Here is a 25,774-nt window from a genome sequence, read left to right on the forward strand (position 1 = left end):
GGGGTTACTCGTCGTCCTCGCCGAGCAGGTCGTCGATCGACGTCTCGCCGTACTCGGCGACCGAGGTGTTGATCTGGGCGACGGCGTCGGAGACCTCGCGGCCGCGGACGGTGATGCGGCGGCGCTCGCCATCACGTCGGGGTTTGTATCCCGTCTGGCGCCCCTTCATCAGCACTTCCTTGAGGTTCGCGCCGGCGACGGTGCCGTTCAGCGGGCGCCCAGCGTCGTCGGAGCCGCCGGTGATCTCGAGCGTGTATCCGTCGAGGCCGACCGCGCTGCCGTCGACGATGTCGCCGATCGACTTGCCGATGAACCGGTTCGCGTCCTGATCCTCCGCCTCGAACTGGTGTGACGCCCCCGATTCGGGGTCGCCAACGACGATAGTGAAACTTGCCATGGACGGGAGAAATCGTCCGGCGGTCAAAAATACGTCGATCGACCTTTTGTGCTGCGGTCTGGCGCGCTCGCGGTGGGATTCCCGCCGCGAGCGCGCTGTCCCTCGACAAAAGGTCGATCAAAAGCCTCCTCCCTCCCCGACAGGCGCGCGACGCGCGGCTTCTGGGTCAGTCGTCGGCCCGCTCGCTCACTGGCTCACGGCTGGCGCCGTTCGCCGTCTCGCGGCACTTCGTGCCGCGCTATCGTTCGCTCGCGGTGATTGCGCCAGGCCCTGCCCTCCCCCGAGTCGTTCGGTCCGTCACGGACGTGACGGACACGAACTCCCGGCCACCGAATTCGGCTGGTGCGTGGAGTCATACGGTAACCTCGAGTCCGCCCGACCCGTCCGAACCAAGTACTTCCCACACCTACTCCCGCCCGTGAGCATCGACCCCGAGCCGCTCGAGGCACGCCTCCGCGAGGCCTTCGGCGGAACCGACGGCCAAGCCCGCGTCGTCGCCCGCCAGGCGGCCGACCTCGACGATTCGGGGCGGTACGCCGCCGACGTCGGGAGCGAACTGACGAACGCGGTCGTCCTCGAGGAGCTGACCGACGCCCCCGACGGCGAGCCGGCCGACCGGTGGAACTGGTGGATAGGCTCGCTCGAGATCGCCTACGGCGGCTACGAACGCTTCGGCGTGCAGCGCTACCGTCGGTAGCGAAACCTCCGATCGACTCGCGGGCCTGCGGTACGGTCACGTTCTCGAGAGAAGCCTTCGAAGCGAAACATCTTTGAGTTTCCTGACTAACTAGTCAGTTAGTGACCGATACGAGCGCCCGCGAAGCGATTATGACTGCGACCTACGAGGCCCTCTGCGAACACGGCTACACGGATCTCACGGCACAGAACATCGCCGACCGCACCGACAAGAGCAAGTCCCTGCTGTTCTACCACTACGACTCCAAGGAGGACCTCGTCGCCGACTTCATCGAGTACCTCCTGGAGCGCTTCGACGAGCGCGTCGAGGAGAGCCGCGACCTGCCGCCGATCGAGCGGCTGGCGACGTTCGTCGACTGGTTCCTCTACAGCCCCGACGACGCCGAGCGCACCTCGTTTCACACCGCGTTACTCGAGTTGCGCACCCAGGCGCCGTACAACGAGCGCTACCGCGAACAGCTCCGAAAGAGCGACGACCGGCTCCGCGAAACCCTCGAGGAGATCCTCGAGGCGGGTATCGAGGCCGGCGACTTTCGCGACCACGACACGACGGAGATGGCGGCGCTGTTGATCGCCGCCTTCGACGGCGCGCGCATCCGCCAGCTGACGATCGGCCGGGACGCCTACCTCGAGCAGGTCCGGTCGGCGGCGACCGCCGAGATCATCGACGATTTGCTGGTCGGAGAGACGACGCTGCCGGTCGACCTCACATCGGCTGGCGGCAGCGGCGGCGGGGCGAACGACGGCGGAAACGATCGCCGAGACGATGACGAACTGGCGGACGGCGACGAACGGGAATCGTCCGCGGCGGAGGGGGCGGGCGGTGACGCCGCCGAATGAGCAAGAAGACGGACCGCTCGGTGAACGTCACCGACGGCGAACTGTTCACGCCACTGATGGTGCTGTCGGCGCCGATCGTCCTCTCGCAGATGCTCCAGGTGGGGTACAACCTCGCCGACACCTACTGGGTCGGCCGGCTTGGCAGCGACGCGGTCGCCGCGCTGTCGTACTCCTGGGCGATCGTCTTCCTGATGGTCAGCGTCGGCGGCGGGCTGACCGTCGCCGGCACGGTCCTCGTCTCCCAGTACAAGGGCGCGAAGGATTTTACTCGATCGCACCACGTCGCCGGTCAGACGCTCTCGTTCGTCACGATCGTCGCGGTCGTGTTCGCCGCGATCGGCTACCTCACGTCGCCGTGGCTGATCCGGCTCGTGGGGGCCGAACCCGGCACCGACGCCTACGTCTACGCGGTCTCCTACACCCGGATCGTCTTCCTCGGCGTGAGCTTCATGTTCTGGTTTTTCATCTTCGACGCCCTCTCGCGGGGCTGGGGCGACACCCGAACGCCGCTGTACCTGATGGGGATCAGCGTCCTGCTCAACGTCGTCCTCGATCCGTTCCTGATCCTCGGCTTCAGCGAGAACCCCGTCTTCGCCTGGGTCGGCGCGACGGGCCTCGAGTCTTCGCTGTACGCCGCCACCGGCTTCGACGGCTACGGCGTCGAGGGGGCGGCAATCGCGACGGTCTTCTCGCGCGGCGTCGCCGCGGTGGCCGGGATGTACCTGCTCTTTTCCGGCCGGGTCGGGCTCGAGCCCTCCCTGTCGGATCTGTGGCTCAAGCCCGAAACGGTCAGGAAGATCCTCGACATCGGCGCGCCCATCGCGACCGAGCAGGGCTTTCGGGCGTTCGGCATCACCGTCCTCACGGCGCTGATCGCGCTCGCCGGCACGGAAGCCGTCGCGGCCTACGGCATCGTCAACCGGCTCTCCTCGCTGATGTTCCTGCCGGCGCTGGGGCTGGCCCGCGGGACCGAAACCGTCGTCGGCCAGAACCTCGGCGCGGAACAGGTCGACCGGGCCAAGCGGGCGGTCACGCTCAGTTCGATCGTCATCGTGGCCGTCTTCGCCGTCGTGGTCGCCGTCGCCTACCCGCTGGCCCACGAGATCACCGCCTTCTTCATCGAGGGCGAGGACTCGAGTCAGGTCGTCGAGTACGGCGCCGCCTACATCCTGATCGCCGGCCCCTCCTACGTCTTCCTCGGGGTGTTCCAGATGCTGCTGGGCGGGCTCAGAGGCAGCGGCTCGACCCGCGCGGCGATGGTGCTCTCGATCCAGGAGCTGTGGGTGTACCGCATTCCCGTCGCCGCCGTCGGGATCGTCTACTTCGACATGGGCGTCTACGGCGTCTGGTACGCCATCGCCATCTCCTACGTCCTCTCGGCGCTCACGACGGCGGCCTGGTTCCTGCGGGGAACCTGGACCGAGAACGTCGTCAGCGAGGACGTCCCCGCGCCGACACCAGGTGATTGAGATGCCAAAACACGACCTCCACGACGGTATCGCTCCCGCGAACCGGTCCTCGCCGGCGGTCAGCACGACCGTCACCGAGGCGCTCACGCCCGCCGACCGGTCCCTCCCGGTCGCGCTGTGTCGCGCCACCACCGAGTTCGCTCGAGGCGAGTCCCCGGTCCCGACCGGCACCCTCGAGAGCGCGGTCAGCTCGCTCGAGGCGGTCAGCGACGAGACCGCTCTCGACGCCGACACGATCGCACGACTCAAGTACGTTACCGTACTCCCCACTCAGTACGAGGAACAGGAATGAGCGGCTCCACCCGACCGATCTGGCCCGCGTATCCGCTGTCGGTGCTGGTCGCCGGCGCCGGCCACTGCTATCTCGGATACTGGAAACGCGGGGCGATCTGGTTCGGGCTCTACGTCCTCGCGATCGGCTTTCTGAGCGCGCGCTCGCTGTCGGGGGCGTTCGATCCCGGCTCGCCGTTCGTCGTCACCGCCCTCCAGTTCGACGCGGTGAACTACGCCGACGTGGCCGTCCCCCTCGCGGTCGTCCTCGTCTGCCTGCTCGACGTCTACCTGCTCGGCGTCGCCACTCGGCGGGGCGCGGACCGATGAACGACCGGCGGACGAGCCGGCGGCGACGATGAAACTCGAGTTCTGCGGCGGCGCGGGCGAGATCGGCCGCAGTGCGATCCTCGTCGACGATTCGCTCCTGCTCGACTTCGGAATGGACTCCGGCAACCCGCCGGCGTTTCCGGTCGGCGACGTCGACCCCGACGCGGTCGTCGTCAGCCACGGCCACCTCGACCACGTCGGCTCCCTGCCGACGCTCCTCTCGGGCGACGCCCGACCGCCCGTCCACTGGACGCCCCCGACGTACGACCTCGCGATGGTGCTGGCGCGGGACACCCTCGAGTTGCACGGCGGAACCTACAACTGCCCGTTCACCGAGGCCGAACTCGCCCGGCTCACCCAGGTGTCGGAAACTCACGGCTACGGCGAGCCCTTCACCGCCGCGGGCTACGAGGTGACGTTCTTCGACGCCGGCCACATCCCCGGCAGCGCCCACGTCCTCGTGAGCGACGGCGACACCCGCCTGCTGTACACCGGCGACTTTCACACCGAAGACCAACAGCTCGTCGCGGGAACGACGGCCCGTCCCGACGCCGATATCGTCGTCTGCGAGAGCACCTACGCCGAGACGACCCGCCGTCCCCGCGCGGAGATCGAACGCGAGTTCGCCGAGAGCCTGCGAACGACCCTCTGGGAGGGCGGCACCGTCGTCGTCCCCGCCTTCGCCATCGGCCGCACCCAGGAGATGCTCTGTCTCTGCGAGCGCCACGGCCTCGAGTGTTACGTCGACGGGATGGGAAAGCGGGTCACCGAACTGTTCTTGCGCCCGCGCAACCGGGGGTTCCTGCGCGACCCCGACCGCCTGCGACGGGCGAAGGGGAACGCCCGGTTCGTCGACGGTCGCGACGGCCAGCGCAAACGGATCGCCGAGCAGAACACCGTGATCGTCACGACCAGCGGGATGCTCCATGGCGGCCCCGCGATGACGTACGTCCCCGAGATCCGAACCAATCCGGTCAACAAGATCGCGCTGACGGGCTACCAGGTCGAGGGAACCCCCGGCCGCGAACTGCTCGAGACCGGCAGCGCCGAGATCGACGGCCGGGTGATGCCGATCAGCGCCCGGGTCGAGGCCTACGATTTTTCCGCGCACGCCGACCGGGCGGGCCTCGAGTCGTTCCTCGAGTCCTACCGGGACGCGACGATAGCGGTCGTCCACGGCGACCGCTGTGCGGCGTTCGCGGCGGCGCTGGCCGACGACGGCTACGCGGCGACAGCGCCGTCGCTCGGCGACGTCGTCCGGTACTGACCGGGCGGCGAAAATCGGTTTCCGGAAGCGGGCTCGAGTCGGTCAGCGCCGCCGCGATCACTCCGTCTGCCGATCCTCGAGCATCCGATCGACGCGGGAGCGGGCCGACACCCGCTTCTCGCCGATGGTCGCGCCGACCAGCGCGCCGACGGCGGCGCCGGTGCTCGCGGCGTTTCGACTGTACAGACCGCCGATCGCGGCGCCGATCCCCGCACCGATCGCGGCGTGACGGGCGCGACTGAGAGCGCGCTCGAGGCGTACCGATGACATGTGCGCTGTCAACGACGTGCGTGCATAAATAAACTGCCACGGTCGAGGTGTTCGCGTTTCTCGACGGCCGACTGAAAACGGCGGCCAGCGGGGCCGATCCGCCTCTCACACCGGTTCCCGGCCGACGAATCGACCGCCGTCCCACCCCCGGAGTCGCGACCTGAGCGCCGCCTCGAGCGCCCAGACGGCGACGAGGACGACCGCGTAGGGGCCGAACAGGAGGATGTGCACCGGGCTATCGGTCGTGACGAACACTTCGACGGCGAGGAAGTACGGGACCAGCGCCGCGAACAGGGCGGCCGGCGCGAGCAGCCCCCTGGCGAGCAGCGCCGCGAGCGGAACGGCGGCGACCGCGGTCGCGACGACGAAGACCACCAGTGCGGCCGCCGTCGGGCGGATTCCGGATCGAATCACCAGCGCCGTCGTCGCAGCGCCGACGAGCCCGGATGCTCCGAGGACGGTTCCGACGAGGGCGGGCCGCGAGAGCGGGAGCGCGGGCAGGTGTCGCAGTCGCCGGTCGCCGATCCCGTACCCGCGCCGGACCGCGAACTCGACGGTTCCCGCGACCAGCAACAGCGCGAACCAGACGTACCACGTGTTCGCGTAGCTGGCGGCGTGGATCGGTCCCTCGACGATCACGTACTCGCCGAGTTCGCTCCACTCGGGCATCGGCGAGGTGAGTTCGAGGGACGTGGCGCCGGCGAGGGCGGCGAAAAAACCGAGCGCCGGGGAGACCAGCCGGGTGTGCGCCGAGACGAACAGCGCCGCGAACCCGAGGGCGAACGCCGTCGCCGCGAGGGACCCGATTTCAGCGATTGACTCGAGCGCCGGATACCCCCCGCGGGCGTACAGCGCGAGGACGACGCCGGCGTTCGCGAGACCGCCGACCGCGCCCGCCGCGAGCGACGGTCCGGAAACACGGATCATGCTCGAGACACGACACCGGAGACACATATAGCCGTGCCTCTCGCGTCGGCGACTGAAGCGGCGCCAGTACGCGTACTCGACCTCGGCGACCGCGTTCGGTGCGAACTCCGACGGATTACTCCGTGACTCGCGCGGACGACGAACGTCATTTCGGCCGACAGGGTCTCTCTGACGGGTGCGTGAATCGGCGCGCGTTGCCGGCCCGCGACGGTTCGTCACCGCCGCCGTTTATCACCGCCCTCGTGGTCGGTGCGCGTATGGTGACCGATCCGGACGACCTCGAGTTGAGCGACGCCGAGGAAGCCGCGCTCCACGACCTCCAGCTAGGGACCGAGTACGTTCACCGCGCCCACGGGACCCTCCTCGCGTTCCACCACGAACTCGGCCACGCCATGGATCGGATCGCCGACGCGGAAGAGCGCCTCCGCGAGGCAGGCCACGAGGAGCGGGCCGACGCGCTGCGGGACGACCACCTCCCCGCGGGCGCGATCAGCGACCAGTGGACGTTCGAGCTGGTCGAGGAGTTCTCCGGGACGTTCCTCGAGGACGTCGTCGCCTTCGAAGCTGACGTGCGCGACGAGCTGGCCGACGGGCTCGATCACGTGAGCGAGCGACGGCAGAAACGGCGGCTGCGCGAACGAGCGGCGCGCAAACGGGACCCGTGAGCGGGAAACGCTTTGGCGCCGGTCGACGTACCGGCGGTCATGAGCGACCGGTACGACGTCATCGTCGTCGGCGTCGGCGGGATGGGCAGCGCGACCGTCGCCGAACTCGCCGACCGCGGGGTCGACGTCCTCGGCCTCGAGCGCTACGATGTCCCCCACGGCTACGGCTCCTCGCACGGCATCACCCGGATCATTCGCCTGGCGTACTACGAAGGCCCGGATTACGTTCCGTTGCTCCGGCGCGCCTACGAGCGGTGGAACGACCTCGAGGCCGAGCACGACCGCAAACTGCTCTACCGGACGGGGTCGATCGACGCGGGACCGCCCGACGACCCGCTCGTGGACGGGTCAGAGCGCTCGTGTGAGGAACACGGTCTCGAGTACGAGCGCCTGACCGCCGCCGAGATCCGCGAGCGGTTTCCGGGCTACGACCTCCCCGAGGGGTACGAGGGGATTTACCAGCCCGAGGGGGGCTTCCTCGTCCCCGAGCGGTGCATCGTCGCCCACGTCGACCGCGCCCACGACCGGGGGGCGACGATCCGGGCGCGAGAGCGCGTCCTCGAGTGGGAGTCGACGGCCGACGGCGTTCGCGTCGAGACCGACCGCGGGAGCTACGAGGCCGACTCGATCGTGTTCACCGCGGGCGCGTGGACCGGGCGGTTCGTCGACGACCTCGCTGACGTGCTCGTCCCCGAGCGGCAGGTGCTGGCGTGGCTCCAGCCCGAGGAACCGGCGCACTTCACGCCGGATAGCCACCCCGTCTGGAACCTGCAGGTCCCCGAGGGACGGTTTTACGGCTTCCCCGTCTACGGCGTCCCCGGCTTCAAGTTCGGGAAGTACCACCATCGCGAGGAGGCCGTCGACCCCGAGACCATGAACCGCGAGCCGACCCGCGAGGACGAGCGCGTCCTTCGCGAGTTCGCCGAGCGGTACTTCCCGACGGGGACGGGGCCGACGATGCGCCTCAAGACGTGTCTCTTCACGAATACGCCCGACGAGCACTTCGTCGTCGACACGCTGCCCGACCGGCCGCGGGTCGTCGTCGGCGCCGGCTTCTCGGGACACGGGTTCAAGTTCGCCAGCGCGATGGGCGAGGTGCTGGCCGACCTCGCGCTCGAGGGCGAAACCGACCACGAGATCGGGATGTTCGCCTGCGACCGGTTCGACCGGGAGTAAGGAGGAGGGACCGGCTCACTCACACCGCTCGGCGGCCGGTTCCAGGGGGACGGTCCGCCGGAGCACGTCGTAGACCGGTCCAATCTCGCGGACGACGACGCGGTGGCTCGCCCGGTCGTACTCGATGACGCCCGCGTCCGCCATCTTGGGCAGGTGGAGGTGGTGGAGTTCGATCTCGAGGCGCTCGGCGGACGAGGGTGTGCGCGTCGCCGCCGCACCGTTCGAAACGCGACCGGCGAGAGCTGTCGCGAGGTCGTCGACTGCGATCGACCGCTCCTCGTAGTCGTGCAGGTGACGAACGAGGCGTCGACGCACCGGATGGGCCAGCACGTCGAACGCGGTCGTGGGGAGTGGATCCGCCATCAAAATCGCGTTCGGTCGGGAGACAGTTGCAACCTGTGGTGGGCATAACAACGAGTTTATGTGGTGTACACTCACGGGTGCCGGAAGTGAACGCCGTCAGTCACCCTCTCGAGCGCGCTCGAGGGGTTACCGGTACTCCGCCGGCGAGAGCAGCGACGTCCGGAGCACCTTGTCCGCCCCGCGCCTGATCCGTTTCGAGGTCGCCTGCTGGGAGATGCCGAGTTCGGCTGCGATCTCGCCGAGATCCGTCTCCCGGGGAACCTTGAAGTAGCCCTCGCGGACGGCGAGGACGAGCGCCTCCCGCTGATCCGGCGTCAGTTCGAACGCGCGTCCGGCCCGGGAGGCCTCGGTGAGCGTGTAGACCCGGCCGATAGTGATGGCGATCCCGTGGTCGGTACAGACGTTGTAGAACTGTCCAAGGAGGTCGTGGTTCGGGAACCGGACCCGGAAGTTCCACCGGTTGGCCTCGGCGTTCTCCTCGCTGTACGCCTCGAGAACGACCGCGCCCGTCTCGACGAGTGCCTCGAGCAGGCCGACGTCGTCGTGGTGCCAGTCGACCCGGTAGAGCGCGCTGTCGTCGATCCGGTCGAACTGCGTGATGGCGTCGATGTGCGGGTCGGCGAGGGCCCGCCGCTCGAACGCCTCGAGGTCCGCGCCGGTCGCCCAGAAGTACGGGATCGTCGTCGCGTCCGTCGGGATGATCTCCTCGAGCGAGACGGCGACGTCGCAGTTCGCCGTCAGCGTAGAGCCGAACAGGAACTCGTCGGTCGGAACCGTGAATTCGACGATGACGCTCATGGGTCGGTATTCGACCGGGTGATGCTTGACACTTGGCTCACGAACCGATGGCGGACACGACCTCGGAAGAACGCAGACCGACGGTCGCGAGTCGGCGCCTCGAGGCGCCGACCACACCCGAAGCGAAAAACGCAGGGGACGAACGCGGCTAGTCGTCGGCGGTGGCGGCGCCGGAGTCCTCCGCCTGGTCTTTCGTCCAGGAGAGCTTGCCGCCCGCGGCGAGGATGTCGCGTTCGCGCTCGGAGGCGTTGAGCTGGGCCGTGATCTCGTAGTCGTCGTTGACGCGGACGGTGAACTCCTCGGCGCCGCTCGTGACGGCCTCGCGGACGTCGTCGACGATCTCGATCTCGTCACCCTGGTCGATGTTCTCGTAGGCCTCCTCGTCGATCGTCAGCGGGATGATCCCGAAGTTAAAGAGGTTCGCGCGGTGAATTCGGGCGAAGCTCTGGGCGAGAACGCCCTCGACGCCGAGGTACATCGGACAGAGCGCGGCGTGTTCGCGCGAGGAGCCCTGGCCGTAGTTCTCGCCGGCGACGAGGAAGCCGCCGTCGGCCTCGAGGGCGCGCTCGGCGAACGTCTCGTCGACGCGGGAGAGGGTGAACTCGCTCAGTTTGGGGACGTTCGACCGGTACATCAGGATGTCTTGGGTCGCGGGAATGATGTGGTCGGTCGTGATGTTGTCGCCCATCTTGAGCAGCGCCTCGCCGGCGAGGTCGCCCGCGAGCTGGTCGCGAAGCGGCACGTCGCCGATGTTGGGGCCCTTGACGAGCTCGTCGTCGACGGCCTCCTCGGGGCTGATGAGGTCGGCTTTCGAGCCGGTGTACTCGTCGGGAAGCTCGAAGCCAGGGTCCTCGAGGTCGCCGAGTTCGTCGGCCAGGTCGCGGGGGTCGACGATCTCGCCGGCCAGCGCCGCGGCGGCGGCGACCTCCGGCGAACAGAGGTAGACGTTGTCGTCCTCGATACCCGAGCGGCCCTCGAAGTTGCGGTTGAACGTCCGCAGCGAGACGGAGTTGGAGGCGGGGACGTGGCCGATGCCGATACACGCCCCGCAGGTGGCCTCGGAGAAGTTGACGCCGGCGGCCATCATCTCGGCGACCCACCCCTCGCGGGCGAGCATCTCGGAGGCCTGCTTGGAGCCCGGGGCGACGATCATCTCGGTCTTCTTGTCGACCTCGCGGCCCTCGAGCATCTTCGCGGCCGGGAGGATGTCCTCGTAGGCGCCGTTGGTACACGAGCCGATGATGACCTGCTCGACGTCGGTGCCGGCGACCTCGCGGACCGGGACGACGTTGTCGGGCATCGACGGCGTCGCGATCAGCGGCTCGAGGTCGTCTAAGTCGACGACGATCTGGTCGTCGTACTCGGCGTCGTCGTCGGGCTGGAGCTCGACGTACTCGTCGCCGCGGTCGACGCGCTCTAAGTAGTCCTCGGTCTGCTCGTCGGTGCCGAAGATCGAGCTCGTCGCGCCGAGCTCGGTGCCCATGTTGGTGATCGTCATCCGCTCGGGGGCGGTGAGGCTCTCGGCGCCGGGGCCGGTGTACTCGAGGATCTTGCCGACGCCGCCCTTGACGGAGAGCCGGCGCAGCATCTCGAGGATAACGTCCTTCGCGGTGGCCCATTCCGGGAGTTCGCCCTCCAGCCGTACTTCGACGACCTCGGGCATCTCGATGTAGTAAGGAGCGCCGCCCATCGCGACGGTGACGTCGATTCCGCCGGCGCCGATGGCGAGCTGGCCGAGTCCGCCGGGCGTGGGTGTGTGGCTGTCGGAGCCGAGCAGCGTCTTACCGGGCGCGGCGAAGTTCTCGCGGTGGACGTTGTGACAGATGCCGTTGCCGGGGCGCGAGAAGTGAGCGCCGTACGTGCCGGCGGCAGAACGAAGGAAGCGGTGGTCGTCGGTGTTCTTGAAGTCGAACTGGTAGGTCTGGTGGTCACAGTACTGGGCGGCGATCTCGGTCTGGACCTCGTCCAGTCCCATCGCCTCGAACTGGAGCCAGACCATCGTCCCCGTCGTGTCCTGGGTCAGTACCTGGTCGATCTCGATCCCGATCTCCTCGCCGGTTTCGAGCTCGCCTTCGACGAGGTGGTCCTCGAGAATTTTCTCCGTAAGCGTTTGTCCCATAGCGTCCGGATATCGGCCGCCCCGAGTGATAAATCCAGCGTGTTCTGTCGCGGAAGACCATGTACATTCGTCCGAACCGGACGTTCTCGCGCAAGGATTGCGCCGGGATCGGACGAACGGCCACGTGGACCGGGGACCCGCACGGGCGCGACACGGTCGGACGTGCCAGCACCTCCCTCGGCCGCTCGAACGCGATACGCTTTTCCCGACTCCGCCGACTTCTCGGAACATGTACCGCTCCGGCGCCTTCGTCGCCGACCACGTCTCCCCGACCGCAGCCGACCAGGTCCAGCCCAACGGCGTCGACCTCACCCTCGACGTCGTCTTCGACCAGCTCGAGCCCGGCCGCATCACCGCCGACGGCACGGAGATCGGCGACCGGGTCGCCCGCCCGCTCGAGCAACTCGACCGGAAAGCGCCCGACACCTACTACCTCCCCGAGGGCACCTACGTCGCCCGCTACCGCGAGCGGATCGCGATTCCGGAGGGACACGTCGGCTTCGTCTACCCCCGCTCGTCGCTGATGCGCAACTCCTGTATGCTCAACACCGCCGTCTGGGACGCCGGCTACGAGGGCCGCGGCGAGGGGCTGTTGCAGGTCCACCACGACATCGAACTCGAGCGCGGCGCGAGGATCGCCCAGCTGGTGTTCGCCGAGGCCGACCACGAGGAAATCTACGACGGCAGCTACCAGGGCGAGAACCTGGACTGATCTCGGAGAGCCGACCGATCCGAACCGGGGCTCGAGCCGTGCGAGACCGGTGGAGGTATCCGATCTCGAGTTAACTCCCGCCTAGACGGAACGTGCAAGCACGAGACTATTCCCTCTCTCTGGTGCACGGAACGTATGGTCGTCGCATCACTCGTCGTGTTCCTCGTGAGCCTGCTCATCGGCGCAGTCGGCATCTACGTCGGCGCGCGCGTAATTGTCGGCGCCGGCGACTACGATCACGCGATCGTCACCGCGCTGTTAGGGGCGATCATCTGGGCGATCGTCGGCTTCTTCGTGGGGTGGATCCCGCTGCTGGGGCCGCTGCTCGCCCTGCTCGCCTACATCGCGGTGATCAACTTCCGGTACCCCGCGGGGTGGACCGCCGCGGCGATGATCGCCCTCGTCGCGTGGGTGACGGTGCTGATCGCGCTGTACCTGCTCGCGTTCGTCGGCCTCACCGAGTTCGGCGCGGTCGGCGTCCCCGGCGTCTAGCGGCCGGGACCGACGTGTACGCCGCGCCACGGTGACTCGAGCCCGGCGGCGAGACACCAAGTACTTAGCAGACTCGTAGAAAGGAGGGGCGTATGTCCCCCAGATTCGACCGGACGACCGCCGGTGCCGGCGCACTCGGCGGGGCCGCCGCCTACGCGCTCGGCTACCTCCTCACCTACCTCACCCAGCGCGGGAGCGTCGACGAGCGCCTCGAGGCGTTCAACTTCGTCGCCGCGCTGTTCGGAGGCGAGCCGATCCCCTCCTGGCAAGCGGTCGGCTGGCTGTTCTACAACGCTCACTTCGTCGACACCGAACTCCCCGCGCTCGCCGGAACGCGAACGCAGAACTTCGTTGCGAGCGCGGACGGCGGCTCGCTCGCGCTGTTGTACCTGCTGCCGCCGCTGGCGCTCCTCGGCGCGGGGTTCGCGGTTGCGACGGCCTCGAGCGCCAGAACCCTCGAAGACGGCGGGCTCCGCGGCGCGCTGGTCGTCCTCGGCTACCTCCCGCTCGCGGTCCTCGGCGTGGTCGCGTTCGGATACGCGATCGGCGAGGGGACGGTCGCGCCGGACGCGATCACCGCGGTTGGAGTCGCCGGCGTCGTCTACCCGGTGGCGTTCGGCGGGATCGGCGGCGCGATCGCTGCGGTCATCGCCCGGCGGTGACACGAGAACGTCGGCGGCGTCCGGCCGCGGACGGTGCGATTCGTCGTCGAATCGCGGCTGTCCGGTTCGCCTACCGTTTTTTTCCCTCGGCCGCGTAGAACGAACCCATGATGGCGACGACCCACGCGTTCGCCGCGCTCGCGGTGGTCGCGCCGCTCGCGCACGTCTCGCCCGAACTCGCGGCGCCGCTGGCGGTCGGTGCACTCCTCGGGGGGATCGCCCCGGACCTCGACGTCGTCCTCACCCACCGGCGGACCCTCCACTTCCCCGTCCTCGGCGCCGCTCCGGCGGTGCTCGCGGCGGGGGTCGCCGCCGTCGCACCCTCGAGCACCTCCGTCGCCGTCGCCGCGTTTTTCGGCGCGGCGTGGCTCCACGCGGCGAGCGACGCCCTCGGCGGGGGCCTCGAGATGAACCCCTGGAGCAATCCCACCGAGCGGGCCGTCTATGACCACCTGCGAGGGCGGTGGATCCGTCCCCGGCGGTGGGTTCGGTACGACGGCGCGCCGGAGGACGCCGCGCTGGCCGTCGTCCTCGCGGTGCCCGCCCTCGTCGTCTTCGACGGGGTACTCGCCGCGGCGGTCGCGGGCGGGGTGGCCGTCTCGCTCGGCTACGCGCTGCTCCGCCGGCGCATCGCCGAGTGGTCGCCGGAGTGGCTCGAGTAGCCCACGGGAGCGCGACCCCTGCGCGGGTCCCACCTCACGCCGACCCTCGGTTCGGGAGGGCAGGATCGAAACGAGTCGCAAAGCTGATACCGACCGTCTCCGACGTGGCGCGTATGATCGATCTCCTCGCCCACGTGCTGGCGCGAACCGCCCACCTGGTGTTCGCCGCGATCTGGGCCGGGAGCGTCTTCTACGTCGCGCTGGTCGTGTTGCCGCTGGCCCGGGACGGGGCGTTCAACACGACGAAGCCGCTCGAGACGCTCTCGAGCAAGCTGACAACGATCTCGCGGGCGAGCGCCGTCGTCCTGTTGCTGACAGGCGGACACATGGCGGGCACCGGCTACAGCATCGGCGGCGGCACCGGTCCGGACCTGTTCACGTCGCCGAACGGCCAGCTCGTCCTCCTGATGGTCGTCCTCTGGCTCGTGCTGGCCGCCCTCGTCGAGATCGGCGCGAGCCGCTTCGAGTCGGGGCTCAACGGGAAGAAGCTCCGCGAGCCCGCACACGAGGCGCTCCCGGTGTTTCGCGCGGCGGCCGTCGTCGCGGTCGGGCTGCTCGTCGTCGCGGGGCTGATCACCACGAACGCGGCGTACCTGTTCTGAGCCGCGGACGTGCCAGATCCCTGTATAATCTTCACCGAGAAGACATTATACGACGGCGAAGTTCTCAGAATTGAATATTGTCGGGAAAGATACTTAGCCGATTACTGTAACGTGAACCCATGGTGATCAAGGGCAAGGACGTTGCCATCTCGCTGCTCGTGGTGGGGACCGCGGCCGCAGCCGGATACGCACTCCAGTCCGGGCGCTCCCGCGACGCCGACGCGCGCTCGAGCGCCGACATCGGCGCCCGCATCGTCGAGGAGATCCCGCCGTCCGCGACCGTCATCGACGTCTCGAGCGAACAGCTGCGGGCGATCCCCGGCGCTCGGCGGGCGATCGACCGGGCGATCCGCGGCGACGCGCGCGAGGAGTGGGAGCACGTGACCCTCGAGGACGACGGCGCGTGGGAGATCGTCGACGTCATCCGCCGGTCGTTGCCGTACCACGACGCCGAGGAGGGGTACAACGGCGTCTACGTCAGGTACGACGACCGCGTCGTCGTTCTCGACGCGATCGGCTGGGCGCACGTCGAGGAGCCCCTGCAGTAACCCGCCGGTCGGACCGACGGCCGCCCGCAGCGGCGGCCGCCTCTCTTCTCGAGCCGCCGCCGAATCACAACCACTACCTCACCTCCCCCCGCATCCGGGCGTATGCAACTGGGCGTCATCGGACTGGGACGGATGGGACAGATCGTGACACGGCGGGTGCTCGAGGCGGGCCACGACGTCGTCGCCTTCGACCTCGAGGCCGAGGCGGTCGCGACGGCCGCGGACGCGGGCGCCGACCCCGCCGACTCGATCACGGATCTGGCCGAGCGGCTGGGCGAAAAGAAGCGCATCTGGCTGATGGTTCCCGCGGGCGCGCCGGTCGACGCGACCCTCGAGGAGCTCGCGCCCCACCTCGACGACGACGACGTGGTGGTCGACGGCGGCAACTCCTACTTCCAGGACACGATCCGGCGGGCCGAGAGCTGTCCTGCTGCGTACCTCGACTGTGGCACCTCGGGCGGCCCCGCGGGCGCGGAGCTGGGCTTCTCGCTGATGGTCGGCGGCCCCGAATCCGCGTACGAGGAGATGACTCCCGCGTTCGACGCCGTCGCCACCGGTCCCGACGGCCACGCCCACATGGGCGAGGCGGGATCGGGCCACTACGTGAAGATGGTCCACAACGGCGTCGAGTACGCGCTGATGCAGGCCTACGGCGAGGGGTTCGAGCTGCTCCACGAGGGCCGCTACGACCTCGATCTCGAGGCCGTTTCGGGGGTGTGGAACAACGGCGCGGTGATCCGCTCGTGGCTGCTCGAGCTCTGCGAGGAGGCGTTCCGCGAGGAGGGCTCCGACCTCGGGGACGTCGCGGATCGGATCGAGGGCGGCTCGACCGGCACCTGGACGGTCCAGGAGGGTCTCGAACAGGAGGTGCCGGTGCCGTTGATCTACACGGCACTTGCCGAGCGGTTCGGCTCGCGGGCCGACGAGGGTCGGTTCTCGCGGCGGCTGGCGAACCGGCTGCGCTACGGTTTCGGTCGCCACGAGGTTCCCCGCCGGGAGTGAGCCCCGCTCGGAGCCGGTCCCGGATCGGTGGAAAGTCGGAACACCAAAGGCGGCGAACGAGGAGTCGACGGACGTGAACGTACTGGTCGTCCTGGGTCATCCGCGAACGGACAGCCTCTGTGGCGGACTGGCCGAGGCGTACGCGGCGGGCGCCCGCGACGCCGGCCTCGAGGTTCGAGCGCTCGCCCTCGGCGAGTGCGAGTTCGACCGCGACGTCCACACCGAGTGTCCGAGCGACCAGGCCCTCGAGCCGGATCTCGCGGCGGCCGAACGCGAGATCGAGTGGGCCGACCACCTCGTCTTCGTCTACCCGAACTGGTGGGCGACGATGCCGGCGCTCCTCAAGGGGTTTTTCGACCGACTGTTCAGGCCCGGCTTCGCGTTCTCGATGTACGAAGACGACGAGGGGGCGGGCCACGAGAAGCTGCTGTCGGGGAAGACCGCCGAGCTGGTCGTGACGATGGACATGCCGCCGTGGGTGTACCGGTGGATCTACCGCCAGCCGGGCACCAACGCCGTCAAGCGCGGCATTCTGGGCTACGCGGGCGTCGAAACGACTCGGACCACGGAGTTCGGCCCCGTCGAGGACTCGACTGCGAACGAACGGAGCGAGTGGCTCGAACGGGCTGAAGAGCTGGGCCGACGCCTCGAGAGCGGCCCGAAGTCCGACCGACAGCGGGTGGTGGATCGAGCGACGACCTGGATCGGTGCCCTCCGCCTGCAGTTCTACCCGATGGCGTGGATCGCCTACACCGTCGGGGCGCTGGCCGCGGCCGGCTCTGGAGTGCTCACCTCGGCCGTCTACTGGCTCGGGTTCGCGTTCCTGTTCTGTCTCGAGGCCGCCACCGTGTTGAGCAACGAGTACGCCGACTACGAGACCGACCGGCAGAACACGTTCGCGGGACCGTTTACGGGCGGCTCTCGAGTGCTGGTCGAGGGAGACCTTTCGTTCGGGGACCTCAGGCGGGGAATCGGTATCGGGCTGGGGCTCGCGGGTGCGTTCGGGGCCGGTGTTCTCGCCGCCGGCGCCGGATCGTTGCCAGCCATGGCGGCCGCGATGGCGATACTCTCCGTGCTGGCGCTCGGCTACACGCTTGCGCCGCTGAAACTGGCCTACCGAACCCTCGGGGAGTTGGACGTGGCCGTCACCCACAGCATCGGCGTGTTGCTCTGTGGCTACCTCTTCCTCGGGGGGACGTGGACCGACGCGGAGCCGTGGCTGCTCGGTCTCCCGTTCTTGCTCTCGATTCTTCCCGCGATCACGCTGGCGGGCGTCCCGGACTACGCTGCCGACCGCGCCGCTGGCAAGAAGACGCTCGCGGTCCGGTTCGGCGTCGGCGGCGCGGCCGCGGTCGCCGCCGGGACCGCTCTGCTCGCCGCGGCCGTCGGGAGCCTCTGGCAGTTCCTGGGGATCGTCGACGCCTACGGGCCGGCGATCTACCTCGGAATCCCGCACGCGTTGGTGCTCGTCTGGCTGTTACGGACGCGACTCGACCTCGAGACCCCGGGTCGAATCGACGTGCTGATGGTGGCATCGCTGAGCTACATCGTCTGGTTCGGCGTCGTCCCGCTGGTTGGTCTGCTGTGACCGCCGCCGCGGCGCGGTCGACTCCCACAGCCGCGAACCGCACGACGACCGAAAGGCAATACAGTTAAACCACCACACCCAAATCCCTCGCATATGGACTACAGCCAGATGGGGCTCATTCTCGGACTCGTGATGACCCTGGGGGCCGTGGCCCTCCACTACCTCAAGGGAACACCGTGGACCCCCCGCGAGGACATCACGCAGGAGGTCCTCGAGCACCGCGCCAGCACCGTGCCCGAGACGGACTTCCCCGAACCGATGAACCGCGCCATCGGCGGTGGCGGCGCCGTCGCGGTCGGTGGCGGCGAAGCCGGCGGCGAACTCGAGGAGGGCGAAGACGGCGGTGGCGGCGGCGCTGCCTCCGGCCCCGGCGACATCCCCGAAGACGAGATCGAACACTACGAGATCGAGTTCGTCAAGGAGGGGGCGACGATCGAAGTCGCCAACAACGAACCCCTGCTCGACCGCGGCGAGGAGGAGGGCTGGGACCTCCCCTACGCCTGCCGACAGGGTCAGTGTGTCTCCTGTGCCGGGAAGATTTCGGGCGACGCGAACGAACTGGTCGAACACGACGACCAGCAGATGTTAGACGAGAACGAGATGGGCGACGGCTACGTCCTCACCTGCGTCGCCTACCCCCGCGGCGAGTTCTCCATCGAGACCAGCGAGACCCCCTGACGCGGTTTTCGACTCGACCCCAACACCGGTTTTCTCACGTTCGGAAGCAACGCCCGCACGGTGAGCGCCGAACACGGAGTTCACAACGGTTATACGGCTGTTCGGACAACGGTGACTCGAGGGCGCGTAGCTCAGTGGACAGAGTCCTTGGTTCCGGACCAAGATGTCGCGGGTTCAAATCCCGTCGCGCCCGTTCGGTTTCCGAACGATGCAAATCCGATAGACGGAGTCGAGCCACTTATAAATGACTCTACCGCGTAGTTTTGATTTCGTTTGATCAACGAACGTGGGTCGGTGCTGTCCCGCGATCCGTGTACATCCAAACGCAGGAGCGAAGGGCGTAATCATTGGCCCGTTGAGTATCAAGAGTATCATAATACGGGTCGCGTACCCTCTTTGAGACTGTCCCACAAACAGTGAGTATAAGTAGAGAACTAATCACCTCCAAATTGGAGGAATAGATGTTTGAAATTTATAATATCCGTCAAGGCCATCCAAATTCTGCACGGTTCTGAGCCAACGGGTTTGTGGGATACAACGTCTGTACCCCACATTTCGAGATTCCGATGGTGATCGAACCATGAGGCGCGCTTGGAGTTCATCCAGTTGTTATACGCAGGTCGCTGTCGTCGTGCCTTCTCTGATAACCGAGAGACGTAGTAGCATAAACAATCGGTTATTGGGATCTCTGATCATAGATTTTGAGTTCAAGCAATATTGAGAAGGGTACCGTAGTGGCTGAAAATATCTCTTGAGTAGGTTTGATAAAATTCTTTAAAGAGAACGTCGATAAACAGTTCGCATACCTATCCGGTAACTATTTGATAAGCGGTAAGTACATGTTGTGCAGTTACGGAAGTAGCGACCCATTTGTCCGAAATGTGTTAGAAGCTGCCTGCTGCATACAGAGGATGAGTGCAGCACGGCGACCTGCTTTATTTCGTGCGGTCGCCTCTGGGTCACCCGAAATAGAACCCCTGCTAATTGAACAGATGGTCAAAGAGATATTTGACCTTGGAGGAGACACGTATATGAATAGTTGACATTCTAGAATATGAATCGGCGTACTGTCCTCGCTGGTGCTGGAATTGCCCTTTCTACATCTCTTTCGGGTGTCTTCAAAGCGGTAGTAGCCTCGGAATAGGTGCTGGAAACGATAATACCGCAGGAACCGATGTTACAGACCGGGTTAAAGAGTGCGAGCGCCATTACATTCAAACTCAAGTAGTAACCCGAGATGACGAAACGATAGATGACCAACATCAGCCCGCCGTTATCGCTACTGAATCACGTTCAGAAGGCGATCTCGTCAAACTGAATACCGAATTCGGTGTTACTCGGGAAACCGACGGCGAACCTGATGCACATCTGGATTATCAGGTGGAGGTATTGTATCTTATTTCTGGTGACGAGATGTATCGGACTGACGATACTGAGGGTAACCCGCGTGACGGAACTTCAGTGAATTGCTGATAATGAAGATAACAGTACGAATGGGCTCACAGCAACACAGATTGAGTAAACCGTTATATACCTCACCTGAACCTGACCGATCACCACCTTCGCAGATCGCCTCTCAGTCTGTGCCACATTCGCGCCCTGTATTCAGCAGACCGTTTGTATCAATCGCTGAGGGTTTCAACAGAGTTGGTCTGTCGTAAGTCAGTACAGGTGCGACCGTGATCCGTCTGCGGCCGCACCGGTAAACAGTTACAGCAGACCGTCTCAACCGACCACCCCCTGGGTGTTTTATGTCCAGTATCCCGTACTACCGCGCATGATCGGGAGGCGAACGGCCTTGGCGATCATCGCTGGAGGGGTTGGAACGAGTAGTCTTGCTGGGGTAACGGCACGCGAACGCGATTCGGTCGACCACGACCCGGACCCCGACGGTCCGGCGATCGTCGACCTCTCTCACGACCCCTCCGAGGGGCCGATCATCCCCGCGGAGGGGGTCACCGTGACCGCAAGGGCACAGGATCCCGAGGGGCAACTCGAGGAGATCGTCTTCGCCGAAGGACGCAACCACACGTTCGTTGACTCCGTCTCCGTCACCGGCGAGTCGGACACCGCGACGTACACGTACGACGAGGCGCCAAGACACATGCGCTCGGGATACGACTGTTTCGCGTGGGCGATCGCGGCGACGGCCGGGCCGGCGAACAGGTTCGCGCCACCGGCCCCGAGATCGCCGTTCCGGTGCGCGCGCGGTTCCTCGAGACGAACGATCCCGTCTCGGCCGGCGAGCGCCTCGAGGCGACGGTTTCGGTCGATCACATCGGCGAGATGGAGGACGTCGGTCCGGTTCCCGACCTCCACCTCGTCGTCGGCGACGAGGTCGTCGATTCGGTCACGCTCGACCTCGAGTGGAACGAGACGACCGAACGCACGATGGGCTACGAAACCTATCCCGTCAACCGGGACGGATCCTTCGAGGTTCGACTCGTCGCCGGCGACACGGTTGCGGACCGCCACACGGTTACCGTCTCGGCGTGAGTCGATCCGGCGTCGTCGGGCGACTCCCGCGACGCCTGGACTAGACCTCTCTCCAAGTACAGCATTCTGCTCATATGCCAGGTCAGGGGAACGGATACCCGGTGCGAGCGAGCGGATCGCACTCGATTTCCAGGCGATCTTCTCATCGGTCTCGAGAATCAACTCCAGTCGACGATAGCTGGATGAGTTTCTACTCGTCGAGCCGGGGGTTCTGGGAGGTATAAGGAGTTATACCGAGATTGTTGTTTCGGCAGTGTCGTGTTGGAACTCAGAGACCTCTCGAAAACTACGTTCCGTTGAGGACAGATTCGAAACCGACCGATACGGATCAAACAGGTGTGTTCAAACGATGACACCACTCCGAAAATAACGAATGAAATAGTTGCGTATAGAAGATTGTGTGTTAAATTTTCATAATTTAGAATTATATGAGCTTTTTCAGAAACATCTCTAACTCAAATCCGATTCGATCCGTCCTGAACGCGAGCAAACCTCGACTCGACGACAGCTCGATCCGTCACTAGACCCGTTTACTGCGTGGTTTAGCTGAACGATCATGGTGTAGAAATTCGAGACGCTCGAGAGTCTGTGATTTCGGATCGGTACGTTTCAATTACTTTGGTTATTAGGCCATTGTACGTATCACAGATATTTGTATATCAGTTGTCTATAAGCGAGCTATATCCATCTCGCAGACAAGGTGATATCCATGGCACTTGCAGAGGGTCGACGGAACCTCTCGAAGGTACCGATGGAGCAGTGGTTCGGGGTGTTGCTTCTCTTGGGGTTGGGGGTGTTGTTGGTCGATCTCGTTCGTCGTCTCGCCGTTGGAGAACTCCGGACGGGGACGTTCTCGATTTTCCTCTGGCGTGGGCTCGTCGACGGGCTGATCATCGCCCTCGCGGCCGTCGGTCTCTCGATGACGTACGCCATCCTTCGGTTCGCGAACTTCTCGCACGGAGATCTCGTCACGACCGGCGCCTTCACCGGCTGGACGGCCGCCTACGTCGTCGGCGGGATCGGAATCGCCGAGATGGGATCGCGAATTCTGCTCAACGCCGACCGCGGGACCTCCGCCCGCGAACTGGACATGCACCTGTTCGGCGCGCCGCTGGCGATCGTCCTCGGGCTGGTGATCGCCGCGGTTGGCACGATCCTCGTGGCGCTCGCGATCGACCGGGTCGTCTACCGGCGAATGCGAAACGCCGGCGGCATTCCGCTGCTGATCGCGAGCGTCGGCATCGCACTCGCCCTGCGGTACGTCATCGTCTTCTTCTACGGCGAACACACTCGCGGGGTGACGAGAAGTTCGCCGCGGTTCGAACACGACCTGGTCTTCTGGACGGAGTCGCTGCACGTCCACCAGTCGACCCTCGTCGTCGTCGGGCTAACCCTCATTTTCGGCCTTCACCTCCTGTTACAGTACACCAAATTGGGTAAGGCGATGCGAGCGATGGCCGACAACCGCGACCTCGCGCTGATCACCGGTATCCCGACCGAACGGGTGATCCTGATGACCTGGATCATCGGGGCGGGACTCACCGGGATGGCCGGCTACCTGATCGTTTTAGAGCAGGAGACGCTCAGTTTCAACACCGGCTGGTTCCTGCTGCTGCTGATCTTCTCGGCGGTCATTCTCGGGGGTATCGGCTCAATCTACGGCGCAATCGCCGGTGGCCTCATTATCGGTATCGCGACGAACGTCTCGCTCGTCTGGATTTCCGGCGACCTGACTGAGGTCGCCGCGTTCACGCTCATGATCCTAATCCTGATTCTCCGGCCGTCGGGGATCTTCGGGGGGGTGGAGACGGCGTGAGCCACGACTCGACGCCCCCGCCCGAGGACACCGCCCCCGTCGAGCCCGAGGCCGCGAACGGACCTGATTCCGACCCCGACGGCCGTCCGCGGTGGCTCGAGGACGTGTTCATCATCGTCAAGGCGACGGTGCTGGTGTACGGACTGTTCCTCGTCTTCGGGCTCGCGGCGGGGCTCGACTTCAACGGGATCGTCAGCACCCTTCAGTCGGTGACGCTGCTCGCGGCGTCGTTCGCACTGGTCGTCCTGGCGCTCAACCTTCACTGGGGGTACACCGGGCTGTTCAACATCGGCATTGCCGGCTTCATGGCCGTCGGCGCGTACACGATGGCGTTGACGACGGCGCCGACCGACGCCAGCTTCCCCGGCCTCGGGCTCCCGCTGTGGGTCGGCGTGATCGCGGGAACCGTCGCCGCGGCGATCGTCGGGTTCGTGGTGGCGCTACCGGCGCTGCGGCTGCGGGCGGATTACTTCGCGATCGTTACCCTGGCGGCCGCCGAAGTGATTCGGCTGGTGTACAACTCGAGCGCCCTCCGCGAGTTCAGCGTGCTCGGCGTCGCCCTCGGGACCGGCGGCGGGCAGGGGATGTCGTTTCCGAACCTGCGGAACACGGTCTCGCGGTGGATCATGTACGCCGACGGCGATCCGACCGCCGGTCCGACCGTCGTAGGGTCGGCGTTCCTGCGGGTGGGTGAGGTGCTCGAGGTCAGCCCCTCGGTCGTCGAGGGGTGGGTGTACACCCTCGTTCTGGTCGTGCTGGTCGCGTTCGTCTTCGTGGTGGTGACGCGGATCGGAAATTCGCCGTTCGGAAGGGTGCTGAAGGCGATAAGAGAGGACGAACTCGCGGCGCGGTCGCTCGGCAAGAACACCGACCACGTGAAGATCAAGGTGTTCATGCTCGGCTGTGCGTTCATGGGTCTCGCGGGGATCGTCTGGCAGGGTCGACGCGGCTACGTCGATCCGAACCTGTTCCTGCCGATCATCACGTTCTACATCTTCATCGCGCTGATCATCGGCGGCTCGGGGTCGAACACCGGCAGCGTCGTCGGCGCGCTCCTGTTCGCCGGCTTGTTGTTCGAGGGGCCGCCGTTCGTCCAGCGCATCGTCGACGCCACGTTCGATCTCCCGCGGCCGCCGACGGCGTACGAGGGGTTCGTCGCGCTCGGCGGTCTCGACCCGATGCCGTTGTTGGGATATGCGGTGGGCGAACTGCCGAACCTCCGGTTCGTTCTCTTCGGCGCCGTGCTGGTCGCGCTGATGATCTACCGGCCGGACGGGATGCTCGGCCACCGAAACGAGCCGGCGTCGCCGATCGACCTGACCAAGGCGCAACCGCCGCGCACGCGTGATGCGCCGGTGGCGGACGGGGGTGCGGACGATGAGTGATTCCGTCGCCGAAAGCGAGCCCAGACCCGAGTCGGTACCCGAGCGCACCGACGACGTTATGCTCCGCGTTTCGGAACTCGAGAAGCGCTTCGGCGGGATCGTCGCGGTCGATGGCGCGAGCTTCGAGATCGAACGCGGGACGATCACGGGACTCATCGGGCCGAACGGCGCGGGGAAGTCGACGACGTTCAACCTGATCACCGGCGTCTACAGACCCGATGCCGGAAGCGTGACATTCGAGGGCGAGGACGTGACCGGGCTCAGACCCCACCAGCTCGTCGATCGCGGGCTCGTCCGGACCTTCCAGATCAGCCGCGAGCTCAGCGGGATGACCGTCCTCGAGAACATGCTGCTGGCGTTCGGCAACCAGCGCGGAGAGTCGCTCTGGCGGGCGGTTACTCCCGGCGTCCGTCGATCGACCATCGACCAGGAACGGGAACTGCTCGAGCGCGTCTGGGAGACCCTCGAGCTGTTCGAGATCGACCACCTGGCCCACGAGGACGCGGCGAACCTCTCCGGAGGCCAGCGAAAGCTCCTCGAACTCGCCCGCGCACTGCTGACCGACCCCGACATGCTGATGCTCGACGAACCGATGGCAGGGGTCAATCCTACCCTCGAGAAGAAGCTGCTCGGGCGTGTTCACGAACTCCGCGAGCGGGGGTACACCTTCCTCATCGTCGAACACGACATGGACGTTATCATGAACAACTGCGAGACGGTGATCGTCATGCACCAGGGGCGGGTGCTCTCGCGGGGGCCGCCGGCGGCCATTCAGGAGGACGAACGCGTCATCGACGCCTACCTCGGGGGTAGGGTCTGATGCTCGCCGTGGAGTCCCTCGACGCCGGCTACGGGGACCTCCAGATCCTCTACGGCGTCGACCTTTCGATCGACGAAGGGGAGTACGTGGTCGTCGTCGGACCCAACGGCGCGGGGAAATCCACCGTGATGAAATCGGTGTTCGGGCTCACCACTCACCTCGGCGGCCGGATCGAGTTCAACGGCGAGCGGATCGACGGCCGGCGGCCAGAGGAGATCATCACCCACGGCATCGGCTACGTCCCGCAGACGGACAACGTCTTTCCGTCGCTCACCGTCGAGGAGAACCTCGAGATGGGGGCGTACATCCTAGACGAGGTGCCACAGGACGCGCTGGCGGCGGTGTTCGACCGGTTTCCAATCCTGGCCGAGCGCCGCGACCAGAAGGTCGGCAGCATGAGCGGCGGCCAACAGCAGATGGTCGCGATGGGCCGGGCGCTGATGCTCGATCCTGACCTGTTGCTGCTCGACGAGCCCTCGGCCGGGTTGGCCCCCGACCTCGTCGAGGACATGTTCGACCGTGTCGACGCGATCAACGACGCCGGTACGGCGGTGTTGATCGTCGAGCAGAACGCCGCGGAGGCGCTTCGACGGTGCGATCGAGGGTACGTGCTGGTCCAGGGTCGAAACCGCTACGTCGACTCCGGTGAAGCACTGCTCGCCGATCAGCAGGTTCGACAGGACTTCCTCGGCGGGTAGCGCCCGCAAAAAATGGTCGTTCGTCG

Annotated in this window: 28 protein-coding genes and 1 tRNA gene; 23 read left to right on the forward strand and 6 right to left on the reverse strand. The window is 66.3% G+C overall.

The window, feature by feature from the left end:
- Window positions 1–4: 4 nt before the first annotated feature.
- On the reverse strand, window positions 5–397 hold the full coding sequence (locus tag NMQ11_RS06515) for a 30S ribosomal protein S6e (RefSeq protein WP_255170603.1): 393 nt from the start codon (window positions 395–397) through the stop codon (window positions 5–7).
- 418 nt (window positions 398–815) lie between these two features.
- Here NMQ11_RS06515 and NMQ11_RS06520 point away from each other — a divergent pair, with 418 nt between their 5' ends.
- The 6 genes from NMQ11_RS06520 to NMQ11_RS06545 all read left to right on the forward strand — a co-directional run bounded on the left by NMQ11_RS06520 (window position 816) and on the right by NMQ11_RS06545 (window position 5,269).
- On the forward strand, window positions 816–1,094 hold the full coding sequence (locus NMQ11_RS06520; RefSeq protein WP_255170866.1) for a WNWW family protein: 279 nt from the start codon (window positions 816–818) through the stop codon (window positions 1,092–1,094).
- A 101-nt stretch (window positions 1,095–1,195) separates the two neighbouring features.
- Window positions 1,196–1,933, forward strand: a complete 738-nt coding sequence (locus NMQ11_RS06525) for a TetR/AcrR family transcriptional regulator (protein ID WP_255170604.1) — start codon at window positions 1,196–1,198, stop codon at window positions 1,931–1,933.
- A complete protein-coding gene (locus tag NMQ11_RS06530) occupies window positions 1,930–3,402 on the forward strand; it encodes an MATE family efflux transporter (protein WP_255170605.1) in 1,473 nt (490 codons plus the stop codon). Before NMQ11_RS06525 ends, NMQ11_RS06530 begins: the two co-directional genes overlap by 4 nt.
- Before the next feature lies 1 nt (window position 3,403).
- Complete coding sequence (locus NMQ11_RS06535; RefSeq protein WP_255170606.1) at window positions 3,404–3,694, forward strand: hypothetical protein; 291 nt, start codon at window positions 3,404–3,406, stop codon at window positions 3,692–3,694.
- A complete protein-coding gene (locus tag NMQ11_RS06540) occupies window positions 3,691–4,002 on the forward strand; it encodes a hypothetical protein (protein ID WP_255170607.1) in 312 nt (103 codons plus the stop codon). The genes NMQ11_RS06535 and NMQ11_RS06540 overlap by 4 nt, the downstream gene beginning before the upstream one ends.
- 28 nt (window positions 4,003–4,030) lie before the next feature.
- Window positions 4,031–5,269 (forward strand): MBL fold metallo-hydrolase, encoded by a 1,239-nt coding sequence (locus tag NMQ11_RS06545; RefSeq protein WP_255170608.1) that lies wholly within the window; start codon window positions 4,031–4,033, stop codon window positions 5,267–5,269.
- 57 nt (window positions 5,270–5,326) lie between these two features.
- Here NMQ11_RS06545 and NMQ11_RS06550 read toward each other — a convergent pair whose 3' ends face one another.
- Together NMQ11_RS06550 and NMQ11_RS06555 are read right to left on the reverse strand one after the other, a co-directional pair.
- Window positions 5,327–5,539, reverse strand: coding sequence for a YMGG-like glycine zipper-containing protein (locus tag NMQ11_RS06550; RefSeq protein WP_255170609.1), 213 nt, complete (start codon window positions 5,537–5,539; stop codon window positions 5,327–5,329).
- Between the two features lie 105 nt (window positions 5,540–5,644).
- Entirely contained in the window at window positions 5,645–6,466 is an 822-nt protein-coding gene (locus tag NMQ11_RS06555) for a hypothetical protein (protein ID WP_255170610.1), read from the reverse strand.
- Between the two features lie 257 nt (window positions 6,467–6,723).
- Here NMQ11_RS06555 and NMQ11_RS06560 point away from each other — a divergent pair, with 257 nt between their 5' ends.
- Window positions 6,724–7,131 (forward strand): hypothetical protein, encoded by a 408-nt coding sequence (locus tag NMQ11_RS06560; RefSeq protein WP_255170611.1) that lies wholly within the window; start codon window positions 6,724–6,726, stop codon window positions 7,129–7,131.
- Between the two features lie 39 nt (window positions 7,132–7,170).
- Window positions 7,171–8,307: an N-methyl-L-tryptophan oxidase gene (solA, locus tag NMQ11_RS06565; RefSeq protein ID WP_255170612.1), complete on the forward strand. Its 1,137-nt coding sequence runs from the start codon at window positions 7,171–7,173 to the stop codon at window positions 8,305–8,307.
- A gap of 15 nt (window positions 8,308–8,322) precedes the next feature.
- Here the strand turns inward: solA and NMQ11_RS06570 are convergent, their stop codons facing one another.
- The 3 genes from NMQ11_RS06570 to NMQ11_RS06580 all read right to left on the reverse strand — a co-directional run bounded on the left by NMQ11_RS06570 (window position 8,323) and on the right by NMQ11_RS06580 (window position 11,587).
- Window positions 8,323–8,670, reverse strand: coding sequence for a DUF7344 domain-containing protein (locus tag NMQ11_RS06570; protein ID WP_255170613.1), 348 nt, complete (start codon window positions 8,668–8,670; stop codon window positions 8,323–8,325).
- Between the two features lie 126 nt (window positions 8,671–8,796).
- Entirely contained in the window at window positions 8,797–9,468 is a 672-nt protein-coding gene (locus NMQ11_RS06575; protein WP_255170614.1) for a helix-turn-helix domain-containing protein, read from the reverse strand.
- 148 nt (window positions 9,469–9,616) lie between these two features.
- Entirely contained in the window at window positions 9,617–11,587 is a 1,971-nt protein-coding gene (locus NMQ11_RS06580; RefSeq protein ID WP_255170615.1) for an aconitate hydratase, read from the reverse strand.
- A 229-nt stretch (window positions 11,588–11,816) separates the two neighbouring features.
- Here NMQ11_RS06580 and NMQ11_RS06585 point away from each other — a divergent pair, with 229 nt between their 5' ends.
- The 15 genes from NMQ11_RS06585 (at window position 11,817) to NMQ11_RS06655 (ending at window position 25,748) form a co-directional block, all read left to right on the forward strand.
- Window positions 11,817–12,299: a deoxyuridine 5'-triphosphate nucleotidohydrolase gene (locus NMQ11_RS06585; RefSeq protein ID WP_255170616.1), complete on the forward strand. Its 483-nt coding sequence runs from the start codon at window positions 11,817–11,819 to the stop codon at window positions 12,297–12,299.
- 135 nt (window positions 12,300–12,434) lie between these two features.
- Window positions 12,435–12,791 (forward strand): hypothetical protein, encoded by a 357-nt coding sequence (locus NMQ11_RS06590; protein ID WP_255170617.1) that lies wholly within the window; start codon window positions 12,435–12,437, stop codon window positions 12,789–12,791.
- A 92-nt stretch (window positions 12,792–12,883) separates the two neighbouring features.
- Window positions 12,884–13,453: a DUF7978 family protein gene (locus tag NMQ11_RS06595; RefSeq protein WP_255170618.1), complete on the forward strand. Its 570-nt coding sequence runs from the start codon at window positions 12,884–12,886 to the stop codon at window positions 13,451–13,453.
- 107 nt (window positions 13,454–13,560) lie between these two features.
- Complete coding sequence (locus NMQ11_RS06600; RefSeq protein WP_255170619.1) at window positions 13,561–14,115, forward strand: metal-dependent hydrolase; 555 nt, start codon at window positions 13,561–13,563, stop codon at window positions 14,113–14,115.
- Window positions 14,116–14,228: 113 nt separating this feature from the next.
- Window positions 14,229–14,717 carry a copper resistance protein CopD gene (locus NMQ11_RS06605; protein ID WP_255170620.1) on the forward strand — a complete coding sequence of 163 codons (489 nt, stop codon included), beginning with the start codon at window positions 14,229–14,231 and terminating at the stop codon, window positions 14,715–14,717.
- Window positions 14,718–14,836: 119 nt separating this feature from the next.
- Window positions 14,837–15,265, forward strand: a complete 429-nt coding sequence (locus NMQ11_RS06610) for a hypothetical protein (protein ID WP_255170621.1) — start codon at window positions 14,837–14,839, stop codon at window positions 15,263–15,265.
- A 102-nt stretch (window positions 15,266–15,367) separates the two neighbouring features.
- Window positions 15,368–16,267 carry a phosphogluconate dehydrogenase (NAD(+)-dependent, decarboxylating) gene (gnd, locus tag NMQ11_RS06615; RefSeq protein WP_255170622.1) on the forward strand — a complete coding sequence of 300 codons (900 nt, stop codon included), beginning with the start codon at window positions 15,368–15,370 and terminating at the stop codon, window positions 16,265–16,267.
- 73 nt (window positions 16,268–16,340) lie between these two features.
- Window positions 16,341–17,855 (forward strand): NAD(P)H-dependent oxidoreductase, encoded by a 1,515-nt coding sequence (locus NMQ11_RS06620; RefSeq protein ID WP_255170623.1) that lies wholly within the window; start codon window positions 16,341–16,343, stop codon window positions 17,853–17,855.
- Window positions 17,856–17,948: 93 nt separating this feature from the next.
- On the forward strand, window positions 17,949–18,533 hold the full coding sequence (locus NMQ11_RS06625; protein ID WP_255170624.1) for a 2Fe-2S iron-sulfur cluster-binding protein: 585 nt from the start codon (window positions 17,949–17,951) through the stop codon (window positions 18,531–18,533).
- Window positions 18,534–18,653: 120 nt separating this feature from the next.
- A tRNA-Arg gene (locus tag NMQ11_RS06630) sits at window positions 18,654–18,726 on the forward strand.
- Between the two features lie 1,937 nt (window positions 18,727–20,663).
- Window positions 20,664–21,029 carry a hypothetical protein gene (locus tag NMQ11_RS06635; protein WP_255170625.1) on the forward strand — a complete coding sequence of 122 codons (366 nt, stop codon included), beginning with the start codon at window positions 20,664–20,666 and terminating at the stop codon, window positions 21,027–21,029.
- 751 nt (window positions 21,030–21,780) lie between these two features.
- Window positions 21,781–22,845, forward strand: a complete 1,065-nt coding sequence (locus tag NMQ11_RS06640; RefSeq protein ID WP_255170867.1) for a branched-chain amino acid ABC transporter permease — start codon at window positions 21,781–21,783, stop codon at window positions 22,843–22,845.
- Entirely contained in the window at window positions 22,842–24,230 is a 1,389-nt protein-coding gene (locus tag NMQ11_RS06645) for a branched-chain amino acid ABC transporter permease (protein WP_255170626.1), read from the forward strand. Before NMQ11_RS06640 ends, NMQ11_RS06645 begins: the two co-directional genes overlap by 4 nt.
- Window positions 24,223–25,050 carry an ABC transporter ATP-binding protein gene (locus tag NMQ11_RS06650; RefSeq protein ID WP_255170627.1) on the forward strand — a complete coding sequence of 276 codons (828 nt, stop codon included), beginning with the start codon at window positions 24,223–24,225 and terminating at the stop codon, window positions 25,048–25,050. Before NMQ11_RS06645 ends, NMQ11_RS06650 begins: the two co-directional genes overlap by 8 nt.
- A complete protein-coding gene (locus tag NMQ11_RS06655) occupies window positions 25,050–25,748 on the forward strand; it encodes an ABC transporter ATP-binding protein (protein WP_255170628.1) in 699 nt (232 codons plus the stop codon). The genes NMQ11_RS06650 and NMQ11_RS06655 overlap by 1 nt, the downstream gene beginning before the upstream one ends.
- The last annotated feature ends 26 nt before the right edge of the window (window positions 25,749–25,774 follow it).

The organism is Natrononativus amylolyticus (assembly GCF_024362525.1).
GTDB lineage: Archaea > Halobacteriota > Halobacteria > Halobacteriales > Natrialbaceae > Natrononativus > Natrononativus amylolyticus.